The 19,291-nt window shown below is 37.3% G+C and carries 23 protein-coding genes; 16 read left to right on the top strand and 7 right to left on the bottom strand.

The window, feature by feature from the left end; translation table 11 throughout:
- Positions 1-6: 6 nt before the first annotated feature.
- Complete coding sequence (locus G9F74_RS15095) at positions 7-1,020, top strand: molybdopterin-synthase adenylyltransferase MoeB (RefSeq protein WP_001158076.1); 1,014 nt, start codon at positions 7-9, stop codon at positions 1,018-1,020.
- A 35-nt stretch (positions 1,021-1,055) separates the two neighbouring features.
- Here G9F74_RS15095 and moaC read toward each other — a convergent pair whose 3' ends face one another.
- Positions 1,056-1,541: a cyclic pyranopterin monophosphate synthase MoaC gene (gene moaC, locus G9F74_RS15090; protein WP_000094154.1), complete on the bottom strand. Its 486-nt coding sequence runs from the start codon at positions 1,539-1,541 to the stop codon at positions 1,056-1,058.
- 83 nt (positions 1,542-1,624) lie between these two features.
- Between moaC and moeA the strand changes: the two genes are divergently transcribed.
- From moeA to G9F74_RS15055, 7 genes are all read left to right on the top strand, one after another.
- Positions 1,625-2,914, top strand: a complete 1,290-nt coding sequence (gene moeA / locus G9F74_RS15085; protein ID WP_000229709.1) for a molybdopterin molybdotransferase MoeA — start codon at positions 1,625-1,627, stop codon at positions 2,912-2,914.
- On the top strand, positions 2,878-3,399 hold the full coding sequence (mobB, locus tag G9F74_RS15080; RefSeq protein ID WP_016109230.1) for a molybdopterin-guanine dinucleotide biosynthesis protein B: 522 nt from the start codon (positions 2,878-2,880) through the stop codon (positions 3,397-3,399). Before moeA ends, mobB begins: the two co-directional genes overlap by 37 nt.
- Complete coding sequence (gene moaE, locus G9F74_RS15075; protein WP_000611221.1) at positions 3,396-3,860, top strand: molybdopterin synthase catalytic subunit MoaE; 465 nt, start codon at positions 3,396-3,398, stop codon at positions 3,858-3,860. Before mobB ends, moaE begins: the two co-directional genes overlap by 4 nt.
- Before the next feature lie 2 nt (positions 3,861-3,862).
- Positions 3,863-4,096 (top strand): molybdopterin converting factor subunit 1, encoded by a 234-nt coding sequence (gene moaD, locus G9F74_RS15070; protein ID WP_000621781.1) that lies wholly within the window; start codon positions 3,863-3,865, stop codon positions 4,094-4,096.
- Positions 4,097-4,189: 93 nt separating this feature from the next.
- A complete protein-coding gene (locus tag G9F74_RS15065; RefSeq protein WP_016109229.1) occupies positions 4,190-4,612 on the top strand; it encodes a DUF3888 domain-containing protein in 423 nt (140 codons plus the stop codon).
- 33 nt (positions 4,613-4,645) lie between these two features.
- A complete protein-coding gene (gene glcU / locus G9F74_RS15060; RefSeq protein ID WP_000350875.1) occupies positions 4,646-5,503 on the top strand; it encodes a glucose uptake protein GlcU in 858 nt (285 codons plus the stop codon).
- 12 nt (positions 5,504-5,515) lie between these two features.
- Complete coding sequence (locus tag G9F74_RS15055) at positions 5,516-6,301, top strand: glucose 1-dehydrogenase (RefSeq protein ID WP_000286691.1); 786 nt, start codon at positions 5,516-5,518, stop codon at positions 6,299-6,301.
- Between the two features lie 71 nt (positions 6,302-6,372).
- Here G9F74_RS15055 and G9F74_RS15050 read toward each other — a convergent pair whose 3' ends face one another.
- Positions 6,373-6,867: a CarD family transcriptional regulator gene (locus G9F74_RS15050; protein WP_000451446.1), complete on the bottom strand. Its 495-nt coding sequence runs from the start codon at positions 6,865-6,867 to the stop codon at positions 6,373-6,375.
- Between the two features lie 264 nt (positions 6,868-7,131).
- On the opposite strand from G9F74_RS15050, the gene G9F74_RS15045 reads away from it, so the two are divergent.
- The gene (locus G9F74_RS15045) at positions 7,132-7,368 is read left to right on the top strand and encodes a DUF2553 family protein (RefSeq protein WP_000510185.1); all 237 of its coding nucleotides are present in this window, start codon (positions 7,132-7,134) and stop codon (positions 7,366-7,368) included.
- A gap of 1 nt (position 7,369) precedes the next feature.
- The gene (locus G9F74_RS15040) at positions 7,370-7,552 is read left to right on the top strand and encodes a sporulation protein Cse60 (protein ID WP_000621749.1); all 183 of its coding nucleotides are present in this window, start codon (positions 7,370-7,372) and stop codon (positions 7,550-7,552) included.
- Positions 7,553-7,586: 34 nt separating this feature from the next.
- Here G9F74_RS15040 and G9F74_RS15035 read toward each other — a convergent pair whose 3' ends face one another.
- Together G9F74_RS15035 and G9F74_RS15030 are read right to left on the bottom strand one after the other, a co-directional pair.
- Entirely contained in the window at positions 7,587-7,814 is a 228-nt protein-coding gene (locus G9F74_RS15035) for a DUF3973 domain-containing protein (protein ID WP_000498976.1), read from the bottom strand.
- Positions 7,815-7,967: 153 nt separating this feature from the next.
- The gene (locus tag G9F74_RS15030) at positions 7,968-9,098 is read right to left on the bottom strand and encodes an RNA-guided endonuclease InsQ/TnpB family protein (protein ID WP_016109228.1); all 1,131 of its coding nucleotides are present in this window, start codon (positions 9,096-9,098) and stop codon (positions 7,968-7,970) included.
- A gap of 1,055 nt (positions 9,099-10,153) precedes the next feature.
- On the opposite strand from G9F74_RS15030, the gene G9F74_RS15025 reads away from it, so the two are divergent.
- Entirely contained in the window at positions 10,154-10,585 is a 432-nt protein-coding gene (locus G9F74_RS15025) for an SRPBCC family protein (RefSeq protein WP_000193760.1), read from the top strand.
- Positions 10,586-10,909: an ArsR/SmtB family transcription factor gene (locus G9F74_RS15020; protein ID WP_000098843.1), complete on the top strand. Its 324-nt coding sequence runs from the start codon at positions 10,586-10,588 to the stop codon at positions 10,907-10,909.
- A gap of 31 nt (positions 10,910-10,940) precedes the next feature.
- On the opposite strand, the gene G9F74_RS15015 is transcribed toward G9F74_RS15020, so the two are convergent.
- Positions 10,941-12,380, bottom strand: a complete 1,440-nt coding sequence (locus G9F74_RS15015; protein ID WP_001228037.1) for an MDR family MFS transporter — start codon at positions 12,378-12,380, stop codon at positions 10,941-10,943.
- 261 nt (positions 12,381-12,641) lie between these two features.
- Positions 12,642-13,913: a BaiN/RdsA family NAD(P)/FAD-dependent oxidoreductase gene (locus G9F74_RS15010; RefSeq protein WP_000558865.1), complete on the bottom strand. Its 1,272-nt coding sequence runs from the start codon at positions 13,911-13,913 to the stop codon at positions 12,642-12,644.
- A 154-nt stretch (positions 13,914-14,067) separates the two neighbouring features.
- Here G9F74_RS15010 and G9F74_RS15005 point away from each other — a divergent pair, with 154 nt between their 5' ends.
- The gene (locus G9F74_RS15005; RefSeq protein WP_001284037.1) at positions 14,068-15,720 is read left to right on the top strand and encodes a putative polysaccharide biosynthesis protein; all 1,653 of its coding nucleotides are present in this window, start codon (positions 14,068-14,070) and stop codon (positions 15,718-15,720) included.
- A 41-nt stretch (positions 15,721-15,761) separates the two neighbouring features.
- A complete protein-coding gene (locus tag G9F74_RS15000; RefSeq protein ID WP_001234943.1) occupies positions 15,762-16,490 on the top strand; it encodes a pseudouridine synthase in 729 nt (242 codons plus the stop codon).
- Positions 16,491-16,572: 82 nt separating this feature from the next.
- Here G9F74_RS15000 and G9F74_RS14995 read toward each other — a convergent pair whose 3' ends face one another.
- Positions 16,573-16,794, bottom strand: coding sequence for a DeoR family transcriptional regulator (locus G9F74_RS14995; protein WP_000805512.1), 222 nt, complete (start codon positions 16,792-16,794; stop codon positions 16,573-16,575).
- A 357-nt stretch (positions 16,795-17,151) separates the two neighbouring features.
- On the opposite strand from G9F74_RS14995, the gene pepV reads away from it, so the two are divergent.
- Both pepV and thpR read left to right on the top strand, forming a co-directional pair.
- Positions 17,152-18,558, top strand: a complete 1,407-nt coding sequence (gene pepV, locus G9F74_RS14990; RefSeq protein WP_001274244.1) for a dipeptidase PepV — start codon at positions 17,152-17,154, stop codon at positions 18,556-18,558.
- 103 nt (positions 18,559-18,661) lie between these two features.
- Positions 18,662-19,207: an RNA 2',3'-cyclic phosphodiesterase gene (gene thpR, locus G9F74_RS14985; protein ID WP_000433245.1), complete on the top strand. Its 546-nt coding sequence runs from the start codon at positions 18,662-18,664 to the stop codon at positions 19,205-19,207.
- Positions 19,208-19,291 lie beyond the last annotated feature (84 nt).

Raw genomic sequence — 19,291 nt, 5'->3', positions numbered from 1 at the left:
TATCGTATGCAGGAGCGATATTCAAGACAAATATTATTTCCTGGTGTTGGAGAAGAAGGGCAGCGAAAAATAAGAGAGAAGCATGTGCTTATTATCGGCGCTGGTGCCCTAGGTGCGGCAAATGCAGAAGCGATTGTTAGAGCAGGTGTTGGAAAAGTAACGATTGCAGATCGCGATTATGTAGAATGGAGCAATTTACAAAGACAACAATTATATACAGAAGAAGATGCAAAGCAGTATAAACCGAAGGCGGTAGCGGCAGCAGAACATTTAAAAGCGATTAATTCTGAGGTGGAAATTAATCCAGTTGTAACTGATGTAACGGTGCAAGAAATGGAAGAACTAGTGAATAGTGTAGACTTAATATTAGATGCGACAGATAATTTTGAAACGCGTCTTCTCATTAATGATATTTCACAAAAGTATAATATTCCGTGGATATATGGTGGTTGTGTCGGAAGTTACGGAGTGACTTATACAATTTTACCAGGGAAAACACCGTGTTTCCGCTGTTTAATGGAGCATCCGGCGAGTGGAGCAACATGTGATACAGTTGGTATTATACAGCCAGCGGTGCAGTTAGTAGTTGCGCATCAAATAACAGAAGCGTTGAAAATATTAGTAGAAGACTTTGGTGCGCTTCGTGAAACGATGCTATCGTTTGACCTTTGGAATAATCAGCAGATGGCATTTAAAGTGAATAGGCAGAAAAAAGATACGTGTTTATCTTGTGGAAGATTACGTACATATCCGAGTTTAACATTTGAAGCACAAACGAAAACGGAAGTGTTATGTGGGCGGAATACAGTACAAATTCGTCCAGGGATGCGGAAAGATTTTAATTTAGAAGAAATTAAAAAGCGCTTACAAAAAAGTGTAGAGGTAAAGGCAACACCTTATTTATTATCATTCCCGATAGAAGAATATCGATTTGTTCTATTTACAGATGGTAGGGCGTTTATTCATGGGACAAATGATATGAATGTAGCGAAAAGTTTATATGCAAGATATATAGGTTGAACCTAAAGGAAATCCTTTAGGTTCAACGGAGAGGATTACGAATTTCTCGTATAATCGCCACTTTTTCCACCTGTTTTTTCAAGTAAGTACGTTTCACCAATAATCATACCTTTATCAACAGCTTTACACATATCATACACGGTAAGAGCCGTAGCAGAAGCAGCTGTTAAAGCTTCCATTTCAACGCCAGTGCTACCTTCTGTTTTAACTTTTACTTCAATAAGTAATCGATATTGTTCATTTGATTGTTGCCAATCGAAAGAAACGTCAACACCTTTTAATAATAAAGGATGGCACATTGGGATAATATCAGAAGTGCGTTTTGCAGCCATAATGCCTGCGATTTGGGCAACTGCTAATACGTCACCTTTCCCAATTTCATTGTGAGAGATTTTATCGTAAATTTCTTTCGTAACTACAATGCTAGAGCACGCAATTGCTGTTCGAACGGTTGTTTTTTTGTCGCTTATATCAACCATCTTCGCGCGTCCTTGGTCATTAAAGTGTGTGAATGAAGACATGGAATTCCTCCTTGAAGTAATTTCTGTTTAATATATAAAGTTTAATCGAGATAAAAAAAATTGCAAATATGAGGTGAGAAACGATGGTAGAAAAACGAATTCCAATTCAAGTTGCTGAGGCAGTAGAGCGGGTAATGAAATATGCGAAGCATGGTGAAGTAGAAGAAGTTTCTATTACGGAAAGTTACGGGAGAATTCTTGGGGAAGATGTTGTCTCAGATCATGACGTTCCTCATTTTGATCGTTCTCCTTACGATGGTTTCGCAATTCGAGCAGAAGATACGAAAGAAGCGAATCAAGAGAATCCAGTTGAATTTGAAGTGATAGGAGAAATTGGAGCGGGGTCTGTTTTTGTAGAAGAGGTAGGTTCTTTTGAAGCAGTTCGTATTATGACGGGAGCAGCTATTCCAGAGGATTGCAATGCAGTCGTAATGCTAGAACTGACAGAAGGATTTGAGAAGAACGGAAAAACATATATGAGGTTAAAGCGTCCTTTTAATAGTGGTGACAATGTGTCATTTAAAGGAGAAGATATAAAACAAAATCAAGTTCTCGTTAAGAAAGGTGTTGCAATTAATCCAGGTGTTGCTGCGCTATTAGCGACGTTTGGATATAGTACTGTGAAAGTTGTAAAACAGCCTGTTGTCGGTATTGTAACGACAGGGAGTGAATTACTAGAAGTACACGAGTCGTTAGAACCAGGAAAGATTAGAAATAGTAACTCTTATATGATTGCCGCTCAAATTATGAAAGCTGGTGGAAAGGTCCGATATTATGGCCAACTGGCTGATGAGCTAGATGCATGTTTTACAGCTGTTCAATCGGCGATGGATGAGGTTGATATTTTAATTACAACAGGCGGTGTTTCGGTAGGAGATTATGACTACTTACCAGCTATATATGAAAGATTACAGGCGAATGTCCTCTTTAATAAAATAGCGATGAGACCAGGAAGTGTAACGACAGTAGCTGAAGTTGATGGAAAGTTACTTTTCGGTTTATCAGGGAATCCGTCTGCTTGTTATGTAGGCTTTGAATTATTTGTGCATCCGATTATAAAAACGTATTTGTATGCGAAGGAGCCTCACGTATATAGAGCTGATGCTATTTTACAAAAAGATTTTCCAAAGCCAAATCCATTTACTCGTTTCGTAAGAGCAAACGTGACGATCGTGGATGGGGCATTACAAGCGATGCCGGTCGGTTTAGATAAATCGAGTGCGGTATCTTCACTTGCGGATGCAAATGCGTTTATCGTGTTGCCCGGAGGAACAAGAGGATTTGAGGCAGGGATGAAAGTATCCGTATTATTGTTAGAGCATTCGGAGGGATGTGATTGGCCTTGGGCAAAGCCTCTTCAATCATACAAATAGTAGGGTATCAAAATAGCGGGAAAACAACATTTGTAGAGAAAGTTGTGCATGCTTTAGCCGAAAGCGAAATGAAAGTTGCTACAATTAAACATCACGGGCACGGAGGTTTTCCAGAAGTAGCACAAAAAGATAGTGAAAGACACAGAAAAGCCGGTGCTGTCGTAAGTAGTGTAGAAGGTGCGGGATTACTTTCACTTTCTTCGTTAAGAGAGGAATGGTCCTTACAAGAAATTATTCGCTTATATGAGTTTTTTGAAGTGGATACAATTTTAATAGAGGGCTATAAAAAAGAGAACTATCCGAAAATAGTGTTACTTCGTTCTGCGGAAGACGTTGAACTTGTACATAAAGTAGAAAATGTAGTAGCGGTCATTACGTGGTATAATGCGCCGGTAAATTTACGAGAAGAATATAAAGTATTTCATATAACAGAAGAAAAGTTGTACATAGACTGGTTTTTACAAACGGTTAGGAGTGCGAAATGATAAATACATATTATGAAGTAATTGATACAGAAATCTCGATTGAAGAGGTAGCGAAGAAAGTAATTCGCCGTGAATGCGGTGCTGTTACAACGTTTATTGGAACGGTTAGGGAGTTTACGAAAGGGCGTCGTACATTATACTTAGAGTATGTCGCTTATAAGACGATGGCAGAAAAGATGCTACAGAAAATAGGCTTAGAAGTGAAGGAGAAATGGCCAGATACACACGTTGCGATTACGCATCGCATCGGTACATTGCAAATTTCTGATATCGCGGTTGTTGTGGCTGTTTCAACACCGCATCGTAAAGCGGCCTATGAAGCGAATGAATATATTATGGAACGCATAAAACAAATTGTTCCCATTTGGAAAAAGGAGTTTTGGGAAGATGGTGACTCGTGGATTGGTGACCAATTAGAAAAAACGCCATATCCGGCGGGAGAGCCTGGGAAGGAGTTATAAGTATGATTCGAGTATTGTTATTTGCGCACTTGCAAGAAGAAGCAGGAACAAGTGAATTACGAATAGAGAAAGAAAATATTACGGTTGCAGAGTTAAAAGATATTGTTGCCAATGAATATAATGTACCAGTATCAGCGCCAATTATGGTTGCAATTAATGAAGAATACGCAAATGAAGATGATAAAATTCAATCTGGTGATGTTGTTGCACTCATACCGCCAGTGAGCGGTGGTTAATATTGGATTCATTAAAACGACTTTCCTGAATAGGGGAAGTCGTTTTTTTATGGTATTTTTGAGAACACTAATTTATAGAACAAGGAGGGCATTATGAAAAAAATATGTGTAATGATGACGATGATATGTTCTATCTTTCTCTTTTCTCCAAGCGACTCTTTGGCGACAGAATCGAAAGAACAACTTTTAGAGAGTGCGCTCTTAAATCGATATTACTCCGTTATAAGGCAAGCGACAGAAGATCAATATGAATGTGATTCAGTTATAAATATAAAGCGTCTCGGCAAGAAAGATGAATTCGTTCCTCGATTTGAAGTGACGCTACAATTTCTTACTTTTCAAGGTGCACATAATCCGCCAAATGACAAAGTTACACTTACTTTGGAAGATAATTTAGATCACATAAAGATCAAGAAAGTGGAAAGAGAAAAAAATGTTTCTAGTGCGATCGCAGAAAAGGTTTGCGCACAAGCGAAAGAAAAAATGAAAGCACACTCTAACAGTGTAGAGCGGTAACTGATGACATTTCGTAAAGAAAGGTAATGAGCCATGGATATATTTTTAGCGATTTTACCAGCTATATTTTGGGGAAGTATTGTGCTATTTAACGTGAAACTGGGCGGTGGCCCGTATAGTCAAACGCTTGGCACAACGCTTGGTGCACTTATTTTCTCGATTGTTGTTTATATTTTTGTAAAGCCAGTATTAACTCCTACCGTTATTGGAGTTGGAATTGTGTCAGGTTTATTTTGGGCACTTGGTCAGGCGAATCAATTGAAAAGTATTGATTTAATGGGTGTTTCGAGGACGATGCCAATTTCAACAGGACTGCAATTAGTTGCGACGACTTTATTTGGCGTTATCGTATTTCATGAATGGTCCACGACAATTTCAGTCGTCCTTGGAATTTTAGCGCTCGTTTGTATTCTTATCGGTGTTATTTTAACGTCACTTCAAAGTGAAGAAGAAAAAAATGCAGAGCAAGCAGCAAATTTTAAAAGGGGCATCATAATTTTATTAATTTCAACAGTCGGTTATTTAGTTTACGTAGTAGTTATTAGGCTATTTAACGTAGATGGTTGGTCGGCTTTATTACCACAAGCAGTTGGTATGGTGTTAGGAGGTATTTTACTTACGTTTAAACATCATCCATTTAATAAATATGCGATACGAAATATTATTCCAGGATTAATTTGGGCAGCTGGAAATATGTTTTTATTCATTTCGCAGCCGCGTGTCGGAGTCGCAACAAGCTTTTCACTATCGCAAATGGGAATTGTTATTTCGACGCTTGGCGGGATTCTTATATTAGGCGAAAGAAAAACGAAACGTCAATTAACAGGTATCGTTGTTGGGATCGTTTTTATTATTGCAGCTGGAATTATGTTAGGAATTGCAAAAGGTTAAGGAGGTATTGAAATGTATAGTGATTTAGAAGGGAAAGTCGTCGTTATTACAGGATCAGCAACGGGTCTTGGAAGAGCGATGGGAGTAAGGTTTGCTAAGGAGAAAGCAAAGGTCGTTATTAACTATCGCTCACGAGATTCAGAAGCGAATGATGTGTTAGAAGAAATTAAAAAGGTAGGCGGAGAAGCGATTGCTGTAAAAGGTGATGTGACGGTCGAGGCAGATGTTATGAATCTCATTCAATCTGCTGTGAAAGAGTTTGGTACGCTCGACGTTATGATTAATAATGCAGGAATAGAAAACGCGGTACCGTCGCATGAAATGCCGTTAGAAGATTGGAATAAAGTAATCAATACAAATTTAACAGGCGCTTTTTTAGGAAGCCGTGAAGCGATTAAATATTTTGTGGAACACGACATTAAAGGATCTGTCATTAATATGTCTAGCGTTCATGAGAAAATTCCGTGGCCACTATTCGTGCACTACGCAGCAAGTAAGGGCGGTATTAAACTTATGACAGAAACGTTAGCGTTAGAATATGCACCAAAAGGTATTCGAGTAAATAATATTGGACCAGGTGCAATTAATACGCCAATTAATGCCGAAAAGTTTGCTGATCCAAAACAGCGGGCTGACGTAGAAAGTATGATACCGATGGGCTATATTGGGAAACCGGAAGAAATTGCAGCGGTAGCAACTTGGCTTGCTTCATCAGAGGCGAGTTATGTAACGGGAATTACGCTATTTGCAGATGGTGGAATGACGTTATATCCATCGTTTCAAGCTGGGCGTGGGTAATATAAAAGGACGAAGAGATAAAACTCTTCGTCCTTTTTTTACAAAAAAAATAGCGGCCAGCTATTTTAAATTTAGTGATTAATTGTATCTTGAAGAAATTCTGTTGCTTGATGTTCAGTAACATTTTGTACGAGCGCGACTTCGCTGATCATCATTTTTCGTGCATTATCTAGCATTTGTTTTTCGCTCGCATTTAATGTTCTCTCTTTATTACGGCGAAGTAAATCCCGAACCACTTCTGCGCTATCTTGTAAATTGCCATTTTTCATTTTTTCCATATTCATTGTATATCTTTGTTTCCATGAGAGTGATGGGTCTGACTCCCCGTTTTGAAATTCAAGAAGTATATCATCTAACGTACCTCGATCAACGATATAACGAATACCTGATTTTTTTAATTGTTCCATCGGAAGCATTACTTGCATATCTTTACTAATGATGCGTATCACACAATATTGACGTGAAGTACCTAATATTTCTTTCTCTTCAATTGCTTCGATAATTCCTGCACCGTGCATTGGATAAACGATTTTATCACCAATTTGAAACAAATCATCCACCTCCATATGTGGTAACCACTTTTAATGATAACATAAGTTCGTAAAAATGTCAAATTTTATATAATACCATATTAAATATATTTGAGTCAATATGTAAAAGGTCTTTTTTTATGTATTTTTTTATGGTTTTATGTGAAATAAATATAGGTGACTTTTTTAGAAAAATAGTACAGGGTGAAGAAGGGGCATATCCACTTATTTTTAAGCATAAAATGTAAAATCGCTAATACAATATACCTAAATCCGTTCTTTGCAAAGGAGGGAGAGAAGGTGGGGCACACAATAAAAATTGATATTACAAATAAAGTTGTAGCTAAATTTAGATCAAATTATTTGGAATTATATACGAGTAAATTTATGATAGGTAAGTTTTATGTCTATACTGAAGATAAACAATATGTGTTAGAAGACGGATATATATATGAAAATGGAAAGTTTTATCGCATCATAGATACGCACCGTGGCAATAATCAAGCGGCGGAGGGCTGCGATCTAGGATGGTGTTAACATGATTCGTGTGAAAGTGTTTGATGAAAGTCACGAAAAAGACTTAGAAGACGCTGTAAATGTGTTTTTGAAAAAGATTGATGATAGTCACTTTGTAGATATTAAGTACCAAGTTGGTGTTTCTATTAACGATGATGAAAACCAAATTTATTGTTTTTCAGCAATGATTGTTTATAAAGCATAAAAAAGAGCTGGGTGAGCCAGCTCTTTTTTATGCTTTATGTTGGGACAACATGGGTTGGTAATACGTTCATAATAGATTGGGGTGCGCCTAATTTCTTTGTCGTTAAAAGGTTTGCCTCTGTTTCATGATCTTGGGCATCTTTACACATACCAAGGTGATAACGATCACCTAAAAATGGATCAATATAAAAACCGTTTTTGAATACTTTATCATTCGGATGTTTTTCATGGTGAATGTCAGAACAGTTAATGCAATAGAACATAGCTTTCATCCCGATACGATAAACTTAACTAAATCTATATAATTCAATCAAATTTACACAAGTTAGTGCTTCATCGTGTTCTCGCAACCCCGAAGGGACGAGGGGTATAACACTCCACACGAGGCAGTATCGTTACCTCCTATTATCAAGCATTTATTTTACCCATCTTGATAAATTTATCGCAGCATTTACATCCCTATCGTGATGGCTATTGCATGAAACACAACACCACTCTCGTATTTTTAAACTCCACTGTCCTTCTGGTTGAACTGAATGGTCGTATTTTACTCCGCAACATGAACAAATCTTACTTGAGGCGAACCATTTATCAGCTTTTACATACTCAGTGCCGTACTTCTCACACTTGTATGATAAACATTGAAAGAAGAAGTTTAATTTTTGAAATGAAAATGCTTTTGATAGTTTTTTGTTTTTTAACAGGTTTGAGATAGATAAGTCTTCCACAACAATCCTCATTGGTTTGGTTTTCACCAATGTAGCTGTTGCTTGATGGATATGGTTATTTCGGATATTCGTAATTTTCCTAGATAACCGCAGGTGCTCAGCTTTAGCTTTTTCATATCCGACAGATTGAATTTTTACACCTTTTTTAAATCTCCTAGACATATCTCTTTGTGCTGACTTTTTCCTTTTCAAAAGTTTTTTAACCTTAGCATCTTTGTTTATATTTCGTTCTTTCATACCATTAGAAGCTACAAAAAGCTCTTTTAAACCGACATCCACACCAATCGACTCATCGGTTAGTTCTTGTGATTCAAAGTCTTCTTGGAACCCTACACTCATCCACCAGTGACGACCATCAAATGTAACTCTTGGATTTGATGGTTTTTTATTTCTTGGTAGTTGTTGGCTTGTTTTCACTTCTCCAATAGACTGAATATGAACTACTTTCTTTCCTATAACCAGTCTTTCATAATTGGCATAAAATCCTTGGATTAAATCTTTTTTGGATTTATAAGAAGTGTGATAACCATTTTTGTACTTTTTGAACGAATTTTTTCTCGCCTTATCAAAATCTTTTGAAGCCTGTTTGGGAACTTGTGCATTGATGTCTTCTAACCACTCATATCTCTTTCGCTTCTTGATCTTTGTAAATCGTTTCTGTAAAGCTAACTGTGAAACAGATTTTCCAAATAGCTTATAGTATCTATCACTCATTCTTTTACAATAGTTATAAGCAAATCTTGCAGCACCAGCATGGTTTCTAAGCACTTTTTCTTGTTCAGGCGTTGGAATTAGTCTGACTTTCTTCGCCAATATCATCAGAATTTAACTCCTTTAATGAAAGATTTGTTCTTCTGAATAGTAGCGTGTTCCACTAGCATTCTCCTGAGAGCACTCGGATGCAAACCTGTTAATTCTGATACTTGACTAACTCGTAAAAATTTCATTATTATCCTTACCTCATTGAATTTAACATAGCACATACGTTCGATAGATTCAATGAGGTTTGATAGATTTAATTAAATGTATCTTGTTCAACTAAGGGCGCAATTCCTTAGCCAGTTCTCTTATGAACTTCTCATGTTTTCACATGAGCGCAGACTATATGTTTATCTCTTTAGAGATAGAGGATTTTTCCACCACCATAGGCTTGTGGTGTACTCTCGTCAGTTATACGAGATAGTCGTTGAACGTTCATCTTATCCATTTTGACTTAGATGATTCGAGGCGGAAGACCCATTGTTCTAATGTTTAGGATTTAACCTTGCATCATCTGATTGATTTTTTCTGCTTTCGCAACATTCACGCTCGCCATTTCTAGCCACGTTGTAGTTCAATCAGCTTTAGGGATTGCCCGCAGTTAACCCTCACTACTAGCCAATCACTTGACTAGCAGGGCTTACTGATATATTTAATTAACTTTGGTTATAATTGGTTAAATAAATCGTAACAGTTAGTTACCCTTTTTATTTTGTTTGAAAAAAGTGAGTCGGTAGTCATTTCGCTCCTAAGGAAATGTTGAGGAGAAGAGAAATAACTACCTACTCAAATGGTGGGCATATTCCTTCTGATTTTTTATATCTTGCGTATTGCCTCTTGAGGGAAGGAGGAGAGACGATGTACGCATGATATAAGTAAGGCACTTCTTTCAATATGAATGATGGAGTTTCATGTTGAGAGAAGTTTTTATTTTTTATTGCCTTTGTGAGTATATTATGAGGGAATGCTGAGAGGGTGTTTGTCCTGTTGAAAAAATGTTGAGAATTTCTCAACGGTAAAAAGAATTAGTGTTGACATGAAACTAAAAGGTGTTATATTATTCAAATACAACTAAAAGGTGTTATGTTTTAATGCTGGATAAAGGGGCTAAAAAAATGACTCAACAAAATACATTAAACGATATTAAACAAACAATCGTTTTTAACGCGTCTATTCAAAAAGTATGGAATGTAGTGTCAACTGCAGAAGGAATTGAATCATGGTTTATGCCGAATGATTTTGAATTAGAGGTAGGACATGAGTTTCATGTTCAATCACCATTTGGACCGTCACCATGTAAAGTGTTAGAAATTGATGAACCAAACCATTTATCTTTCTCATGGGACACAGATGGCTGGGTTGTTTCATTCCATTTGAGAGACTTAGGAGAAAATAAAACAGAATTTACATTAATTCACGGCGGTTGGAAACATCCTGATGAAATTCTGCCGAAAGCGAATGCGAAGAGCTCTATTATTCGCGATAGAATGAATGGCGGCTGGGTAGCGATTGTAAATGAAAAACTGAAAAAGGTTGTTGAAGGATAAATGTCTTCGTCAGCAGCGAAATATGATGTATTTCAAGCAATTGCTGATCCGACCCGCCGAGAAGTGTTACGGTTATTAAGTGATAAAGAGTTACCAATTTCAAAAATAACGGATCATTTTCCGATGAGTCGTACGGCTGTTGTGAAGCATCTTCATATTCTTTCAGAAGCGAATTTAGTAAGTGGAAGAAAGAGTGGAAGAGAGAAGATATATTGTTTGCAGCCGGAGCCGTTAGAAGAATTAAAGCAGTGGCTCTCATATTATGAACGATTTTGGGATAATAAATTGTCCGTGCTTAAACATATTGTGGAGAATGAAGAATAAAAGAGGATGACCATTTGGGTCATCCTCTTTATTATTGCTCACTTGTTTGTGTAGCTGGTTTTAATAAGAGCCAAGCAATAATTAATGTAAATACTGCTAATACGAAAGTACTCATATAAATAACGTGTACACTTGCTGCTAATGCAGATTGTGATTCAGTTGCTACGTTTGCTGTAGTTCCGCCGTGTCCGCCAGATACAAGATCAAGGTTTTTAATACCACGTGCGTGAATCATCGTATTGAAGATTGTACCGAATATTGCAGCACCTAACGTTTGACTAAATGTATTAATAAATGTGTTTAAACCAACGGCTGTTCCGCGTGTATGAGCTGGTACGGCTGCTTGAATTGTTACCATGTAAATAGGTGTCACAAGCCCCATGCCTAAGCCGAATAATCCGACTGCAACATAAATAAGGAACGATGGTGAATTTGTTGACAATGTAAATAATAAGAAGGTAGCAACTGATAAAATGCTAGCTCCAAGTAAAATAATTTGTTTCGTTTGTAATTTGCCAACTAAGTTACCGGAGAACATAGCACCGAACGTCCACATAACAGGAATTGGCATTAAAATGAGTCCAGCTTCTGTCGCATTTTTTCCTAATACACCTTGGCTCCAAATTGGAAGGTACATTGTAATACTAATAATCATCGCACCGGCAATAAGAGTTAATATGTTTATCGTAGATAATGTACGGTTAGAGAAAAGTGCTAGCGGAATTAATGGTTCCGGAGATTTTTTCTCGATGTATAAGAAAATAATGAATGACACAGCCGAAAAGATTAATAGACCGATGATTGTAATGTCTCCCCAGTTTTGCTTACTGCTACCTGTTAATAATGCGTATAGTAAAGCAATTGTACTTAATGAGAAGACTGTCGCACCAAGATAGTCGATATGCTGCTTGGCGGCAGACTTAACAGATTCCTTATAAGAAGTGGCAAACATTAAGCAAGCGATAATTCCGAAAGGAACGTTTAAGAAGAAAATATAACGCCAAGAAAGAGAATCAACTAAAAAACCACCTACTAACGGCCCGACAACACCAGATACACCCCAAACGGCACTCATCCAGCCCTGTGCTTTCGCGCGGTCTTTCGCTTCGCTATATAAGTCTCCAATAATCGTCATTGTGATTGGCATAACAGCGCCAGCGCCTATACCTTGAAGAGCACGGAAGAAGATTAATTGTTCCATCGATGTAACGACACCGCAAAGTGCAGAGCCGATTAAAAAGATTGTAGCTCCGATAAGCAGAACTTTTTTACGACCGAATAAATCAGCCAATTTTCCGTATATTGGAGTCGAAACCGCTGTGGCAAGCATATAAATTGCGTAAACCCAGCTAACAAGTTCGACGCCTGACAAATCACTCGTTATACGAGGGATTGCTGTACTAACAATCGTTCCTTCTACGGCAGAAAGAAACGTCATTAGCATTAAAGACACCATGACTTTTTTTCTCATATGTTTTCCCCTTACCCTTTTTTAAATATTCAACAATATAAAATATAAAGGTACTAAGGTATATAAAGCAACAAATAAGTAATGGGAAGTTAGGAGGAGTGTATATTTGTCGCTTATTGTCGGTAAGTCGATATATTTGAGAAATCGCCGATATAAGTTGCAGAATCGCTGATATTTTTGAAACATCGCTGATATAAGTCGTGGAATCGCTGATATAATTTCGTGTACCTATAAAAAAGAAACAGGAATCCTGTTTCTTTTTTAATATTGCATTTTCGCATTTTCTCCAGCTGTAGTTCCAGCAATTCTACCAGTAACGAGAGCAGATGTAATGTTATAACCGCCCGTATAACCGTGAATATCAAGAACTTCTCCGCAGAAATATAAGCCATTCGTGAATTTAGAAGACATTTCTTTCGGATTAATTTCTTTAACAGATACGCCTCCGCCAGTAACGAATGCTTTTTCAATTGACTGCGTACCATTTACATTCACAGTAAATTCTTTAAAGTCTTTCACAAGTGCACGAATCTTTTCATGAGAAACTTGTCCAGCTTGTTCGCTACCGTCAATTTCATTTTTTTCTAATAAGAATAGGAAGTAACGCTCGGGAACGTATCCTTTTAACACGTTTTTAATTCCTTTTTTCGGATCTTCTTTCATTTGTTTCAGCATGCGCTGGAATAGTTGTTCACTATTTTCTTCTGGTAATGCATCAATACTCATTTGTATTGTATTCGTTTTAAACTTTTTCAGTGCTTTCACGACGAATTGACTACAGCGAAGAGCAGCAGGACCAGATAGGCCGAAATGAGTGAAGAGCATGTCCATTTTGTGAGAAATGATAGCTTTTCCTTTCGGGTTTAATACGCTTAAGTTTATATCACGTAAAGCAAGACCTTGTAATGAGCGATCACGTATAAACGGCTCGTTTGAAAGGATTGGTACTTCTGTTGGAAATAATTCTGTAATTGTATGACCACCTTTTTCAGCCCAAGCGTATCCGTCTCCAGTAGAACCAGTTTGAGGAACAGATTTTCCGCCAACAGCGATAACGACGTGATTCGTTTCTAACACTTCGCCTGTTTGTAATACAACTGCTTTCGTTTGACCATTTTCATATTCAATCGTTTCAACAGGTGTATTCGTACGGATTTTTACACCTAAATCTTTTAATCGTGTTAAAAGTGCGTCTACTACCGATTGCGCTTTGTTTGATACAGGGAACATACGGCCATGATCTTCTTCTTTCAATTTTACCCCGAGATTTTCGAAGAATGTAATAATATCTTCATTATTAAAAATAGAAAAAGCGCTGTATAAGAAGCGGCCGTTTCCTGGTATATGTTTAACGATTTCATCAAGTGGTAGACGGTTCGTTACGTTACAACGACCACCACCAGAAATCGCAAGTTTGCGCCCTAGTTTATTTCCTTTATCAAGAAGTAAGACATTTGCGCCTTCTTCTGCAGCACCGATTGCAGCCATTAGCCCAGAAGGCCCGCCACCGATTACAATAACATCATAATGCATAATATATCGACCTCATTTTCTACATTTCCTGCCTAAAAGAATAGCATGTTTTCCCTTAAAAGAAAAATAGAGTGAAGTACTGCTTGAGGGGAGAATTGTGGTACAATACAAAAGTTAGAGTTCAGCGTTATATAGGAAGTAGGAGGATTTTCGTATGTCCGATTCAAAATTTCTGCGCGGAACGCTTATTGTGACGTTAGGGACATTTTTAGTAAAGTTCTTAGGCATGATTTACGTCTTTCCGTTTCATGCATTAGTAGGCACAGAAGGCGGAACGCTCTATACATATGGATATATTCCATATACGATATTTTTAAGTATTGCAACGGCAGGGGTGCCGCTTGCTGTTTCAAAGTTTGTTTCCAAATATAATGCACTTGGAGATTATAAAACGAGCCGAAGAATGTTCCGCTCGGGAATGGTTATGATGATAGTAACAGGAGTTCTTTCCTTCTTAGTACTGTACATGACCGCACCATTATTTGCAGAAGCAATGCTTGGTAAACAAAGTTTACAAAATAAGGTAGAAGAAGTTACGACGATTATTCGCCTCGTAAGTTTCGCACTTATTGTTGTACCGGCAGCAAGTTTGATTCGTGGTTATTTCCAAGGTCACCAATCGATGGGACCGACTACGGTGTCACAAATTATTGAACAAATTATTCGTATCGTCTTTTTACTAGCGGGTAGTTTCATCGTTATTAAAATACTTGGCGGTACAGTAGCAACAGCAGTCGGAGTTGCGACATTCGCTGCATTCGTTTCAGCAGTTGGAGCACTCGGCGTATTAATTTGGTACTGGTTAAAACGTAAAAAATATTTGGATCAATATTTAATTGAACAAACTGTACCAGAATCGACAGTAAGTACCGTTCAATTGTTTAAAGAGTTATTTGCGTATGCAATTCCTTACGTTGTAATTGGGTTAACAATTCCTTTATATCAACAAATTGATACATTGACATTTAACTCTATTATGCAGGCAATTGGTCAAGGTGATATCGCAGAGCGAGCGCTCGGTATTTTCACAATGTGGACGCATAAATTAATTATGATTCCAGTATCGCTTGCAACAGCGTTTAGTTTAACGCTTGTACCAGCGATTACAAAATCATTTACGGAAAAACAATATCGCTATTTAAAATTACAAATTACACAAACATTCCAGGCGAATATGTTTTTAACATTGCCAGCAGTTGTCGGTATTTCAACACTGGCTTATCCAATTTACACTGCGTTTTACGATTCAGATCCATTAGGTGGACAAGTGTTAATGTGGTATGCACCAGTTGCATTGTTATTTGCTTTATTTACGGTAACAGCCGCGATTCTGCAAGGGATTAATCAACAAAAACATGCGATTGTCGCACTTGTTATGGGTGTTATTTTGAAATTTGTATGTAACGTAATCTTTATTCGATATTTCGGTACAGTAGGAGCGATTTTAGCTACTGCAGTCGGTTTTTTAGCTTCCGTATGGTATACGAATAGACAAATCCAAAAACATGCACACTATTCATTTGGTGTTGTATATAAGAGAACATTCCAAATTGCAGTATTAACACTTGTAATGGTCGTGGCGGTAAAACTATCACAGTGGATTCTATCCTTCATGATTTCGCCAGATGGCCGTATTGGTGCTTTAATTACAGTTGCGATTTGTGCAGGTGTTGGTGGTCTTGTTTACGGTCTGTTAGCAATTCGCACAGGAGTACTTGAAAGAGTATTTGGCGGAGAAGCGTTAGAGAAAATTCAGCGTAAACTTGGCAGTAGATTCAAAATAAAGTTGAAATCAAAAGGGGCGTAAATACGTCCCCTTTTCTATGATAAATAAAGAAGGTGAAAAACGTGAGATTAGATAAATTATTAGCGAATATGGGATACGGAAGTAGAAAAGAAGTAAAGAAATTATTGAAAGACGGCGTTGTGAAGATTGATGGAACGCCGGTGAAAGATGCAAAGGTTCATGTAAATGTAGAAGAGCAAGAAGTTATGATTCACGGTGAAGTTGTAGAATATAAAGAGTTTGTTTATTTAATGCTGCATAAACCACAAGGTGTAATTTCAGCTACAGAAGATGATAATCACGAAACAGTAATAGATTTATTAGAACTAGAAGATGCAATCTTTGATCCGTTCCCAGTTGGACGACTTGATATCGATACGGAAGGTTTCTTATTGATAACAAATGACGGGAAGTTATCACATCAATTATTATCTCCGAAAAAGCATGTGCCGAAAAAATACTATGCACACGTTGCAGGAGTTGTAACGGAAGAGGATGTAAAAGAGTTTGCTAAAGGTGTTATTTTAGACGATGGTTATGAAACGAAACCAGGTGCACTTACAATATTAAAAAGCGATGATGTTTCTGAAATTGAGCTTGTGATTACAGAAGGAAAATTCCATCAAGTGAAGCGCATGTTTGAAGCAGTAGGGAAAAAGGTTGTTTACCTAAAGAGAACAGAGATGGGTCCGTTAGTATTAGATGAAGAACTAGAACTTGGAGAATACCGAGAGCTAACAGATGAAGAAGTAGAAATGTTAAAAACATATCAAGTAGATACTGAGAAGTAGTCCTGTTTTTAGGCGCAGAAAAGACCCCTTTCTAATGAGTTAGAAAGGGGTATGTATTTATTTACATACAATTATTTTTTCGTTATGAGGTCATTCTCACTTTCTTTCCTGTTGTTGTCCACTTACCGCGGCAAGGGCTATACACGAGTTCATTAAACTGCAACACATTTAGATCACGTTGTATCGTTCGCGGTGTGATCCCGAACTCATCTACAAGGTCTTTCGTCGTTACCGTTCCGTTTTCATTGATGTACATATAAATTGATTTAATGCGTGTTAGCATACGAGTAGTTGTAGGTTTCAAGAGAAAACCACTCCTCTACTAGTTTTTTTGACCCCATTCAGGAAAGAAGGTCGTTACTACCATTGTACTCTACATGATAAAATTCATGCTTTAATCTACTTAAATTTTACAAAAGTTTAACAAAATTTCATATAGAAAAATATTGGTAGTTGACATTGTATATATGATCAGTCAACTAACACATAAAATTCTACGTAAAACGCCAAATTCCTGCAAAATTTTTTGAAAAAATAAAAGAAAAACTAATGGGAAATATCTGAATTATTACAATTGTTCGGTATTGGACCTTCGTGTATGGCATAAGGGATTTCGGTTTGCTATGATGAAAGAGATAATATAGCGAAGGATGGATGCGTGATGTCAGCGATTAATTGGACAGAAGAAGTTGCAAAACGAAAAGATGATTTAATTCGTGATACACAACAATTTTTGCAAATTAAAAGTGTGTGGGAAGAAGAGTCGGCGAAAGAGGGCGCACCGTTCGGTGAAGGTGTAGAAAAAGCTTTATCTTTCATGTTACATAAAGGAGAATTAGAAGGTTTTTCTTCTAAAAATTTAGAAGGTTATGCAGGTCATCTTGAAATGGGAAAAGGAGAAGAACTAGTAGGTATTCTTTGTCATGTTGATGTTGTACCAGAAGGAGATGGCTGGACGACTCCTGCATATAGTGCAGATATTCGCGAAGGAAAGATTTTTGCACGTGGTGCAATTGATGATAAAGGCCCAACGATGGCAGCTTATTATGCGATGAAAATTGTGAAAGAATTAGGGTTGCCTCTTTCAAAACGCGTTCGTATGATTTTAGGAACAGATGAAGAAAGTAACTGGAAATGTGTAGATCACTACTTTAAAAACGAAGAAATGCCAACAATCGGTTTTGCGCCAGACGCGGACTTTCCAATTATTAATGCAGAAAAAGGAATTTCTGATATACAAGTTGTGCAAAATGGTAGTGAAGAGAAAAAAGGTGTATATGAACTCGTTTCATTTGAGTCAGGCCGCCGTTTAAACATGGTTCCTGATTTTGCAAAAGCGGTTATTACAGGTGAAGATGTAAATGCACTTACAGTAGCATATGAAGAGTATTTAAAAACGGCTAAAAAAATAGGGAACTCAACTATAGAAGGAAATACAGTGACGTTGCAAATAGAAGGAATTTCAGCACACGGATCTACTCCAGAAAAAGGAGAAAATGCAGGTTTACTATTAGCAAACTTCTTAACTACAGTTTCACTTGATGGAAAAGCAAATGCATTTGCGACATTTGCAGCAGAAACATTTACTGGTGATATTTTTGGTGAAAAAGCTACTATTGCTTATAAAGACGAAGTTAGCGGTCCGTTAACAGTGAATGTCGGTCGCCTTTCTTATACGAAAGAAAACGGTGGCAACTTAGGGTTAAACGTACGTTACCCAGTTACGACTAACTTTGAAGAAATGATTGCGAAGTTAAAAGAATACGTTAGTATTCATGGATTTGAAGTAGCGGATTATTCTAACTCTCGTCCGCATCACGTCGATAAAGACCACGTATTAATTCGTACGCTGCAGCGCGTGTATGAAGAACAAACAGGAGAAAAAGCAGAGCTATTAGCAATCGGTGGTGGTACTTACGCCCGTTCATTGAAAGCTGGCGTTGCATTTGGCCCGCTATTCCCTGGAAAAGAAGAACTTGCGCATCAAAAAGATGAGTACATTGAAATTGAAGACTTATTAAAAGCAACAGCAATTTACGCGCAAGCAATTCATGAATTAGCGAAATAAAGGATATATGAATAATGACCGCTCTCTACTTTAGAGGGCGGCTTCTTTTTAACTGAATGAGATAAGAAAGAAAAGCAACAATAAAAAGAAGGAGATGATATAAATGGAGCCGCATTATTTTGTCGCAATTACTTTACCAAATTATATAAAAGAAGTGCTCTCTAATTATAAAGAGGATATGGAGGAGGAATTACCATTTCGCTCGTGGGTACATAAGGAAGACTATCATATTACCCTTTCCTTTTTAGGAAGTGCGACAGAGGAACAATTAGAAGGAATAAAGAATGGATTACAAACACTTATAGAAAAAAAGGAACTACCTTTCACATTACAAGGATTTTCAACATTTGGCATGGAAGACAGGCCACGTATTTTTTGGGCGAAGGTAAGTGAGAATCATGAGTTGTTTCAGTTACAAAAGCAAGTGCATGCGATTTGTGAAGGGAATGGGTTTTCTTTAGAAACACGTCCGTATCATCCACATATTACTGTTGCTCGTAAATGGATGGGAGAAAGAAAGTTTCATTTGGAAAATATAAAAAAAGTGCCTGAAATATCATTTCAAGCGGATACAATTACTTTATACGAATCTCACGTGAAGGAAACACCGAAATATAAATCGATTGCTGAAATAAAACTACAAAAATAGAATGTATGAAAACGTTTTTTATACAGGTGAATATACTATAGAGAATAATGGAGTTACTGTATAGAGTCTTGCTAATAAGAAAAG

Source organism: Bacillus sp. EKM202B, assembly GCF_011066025.1.
GTDB classification, from domain to species: Bacteria; Bacillota; Bacilli; order Bacillales; family Bacillaceae_G; genus Bacillus_A; species Bacillus_A toyonensis.
This window is presented reverse-complemented; position numbering and strand designations above follow the sequence as displayed.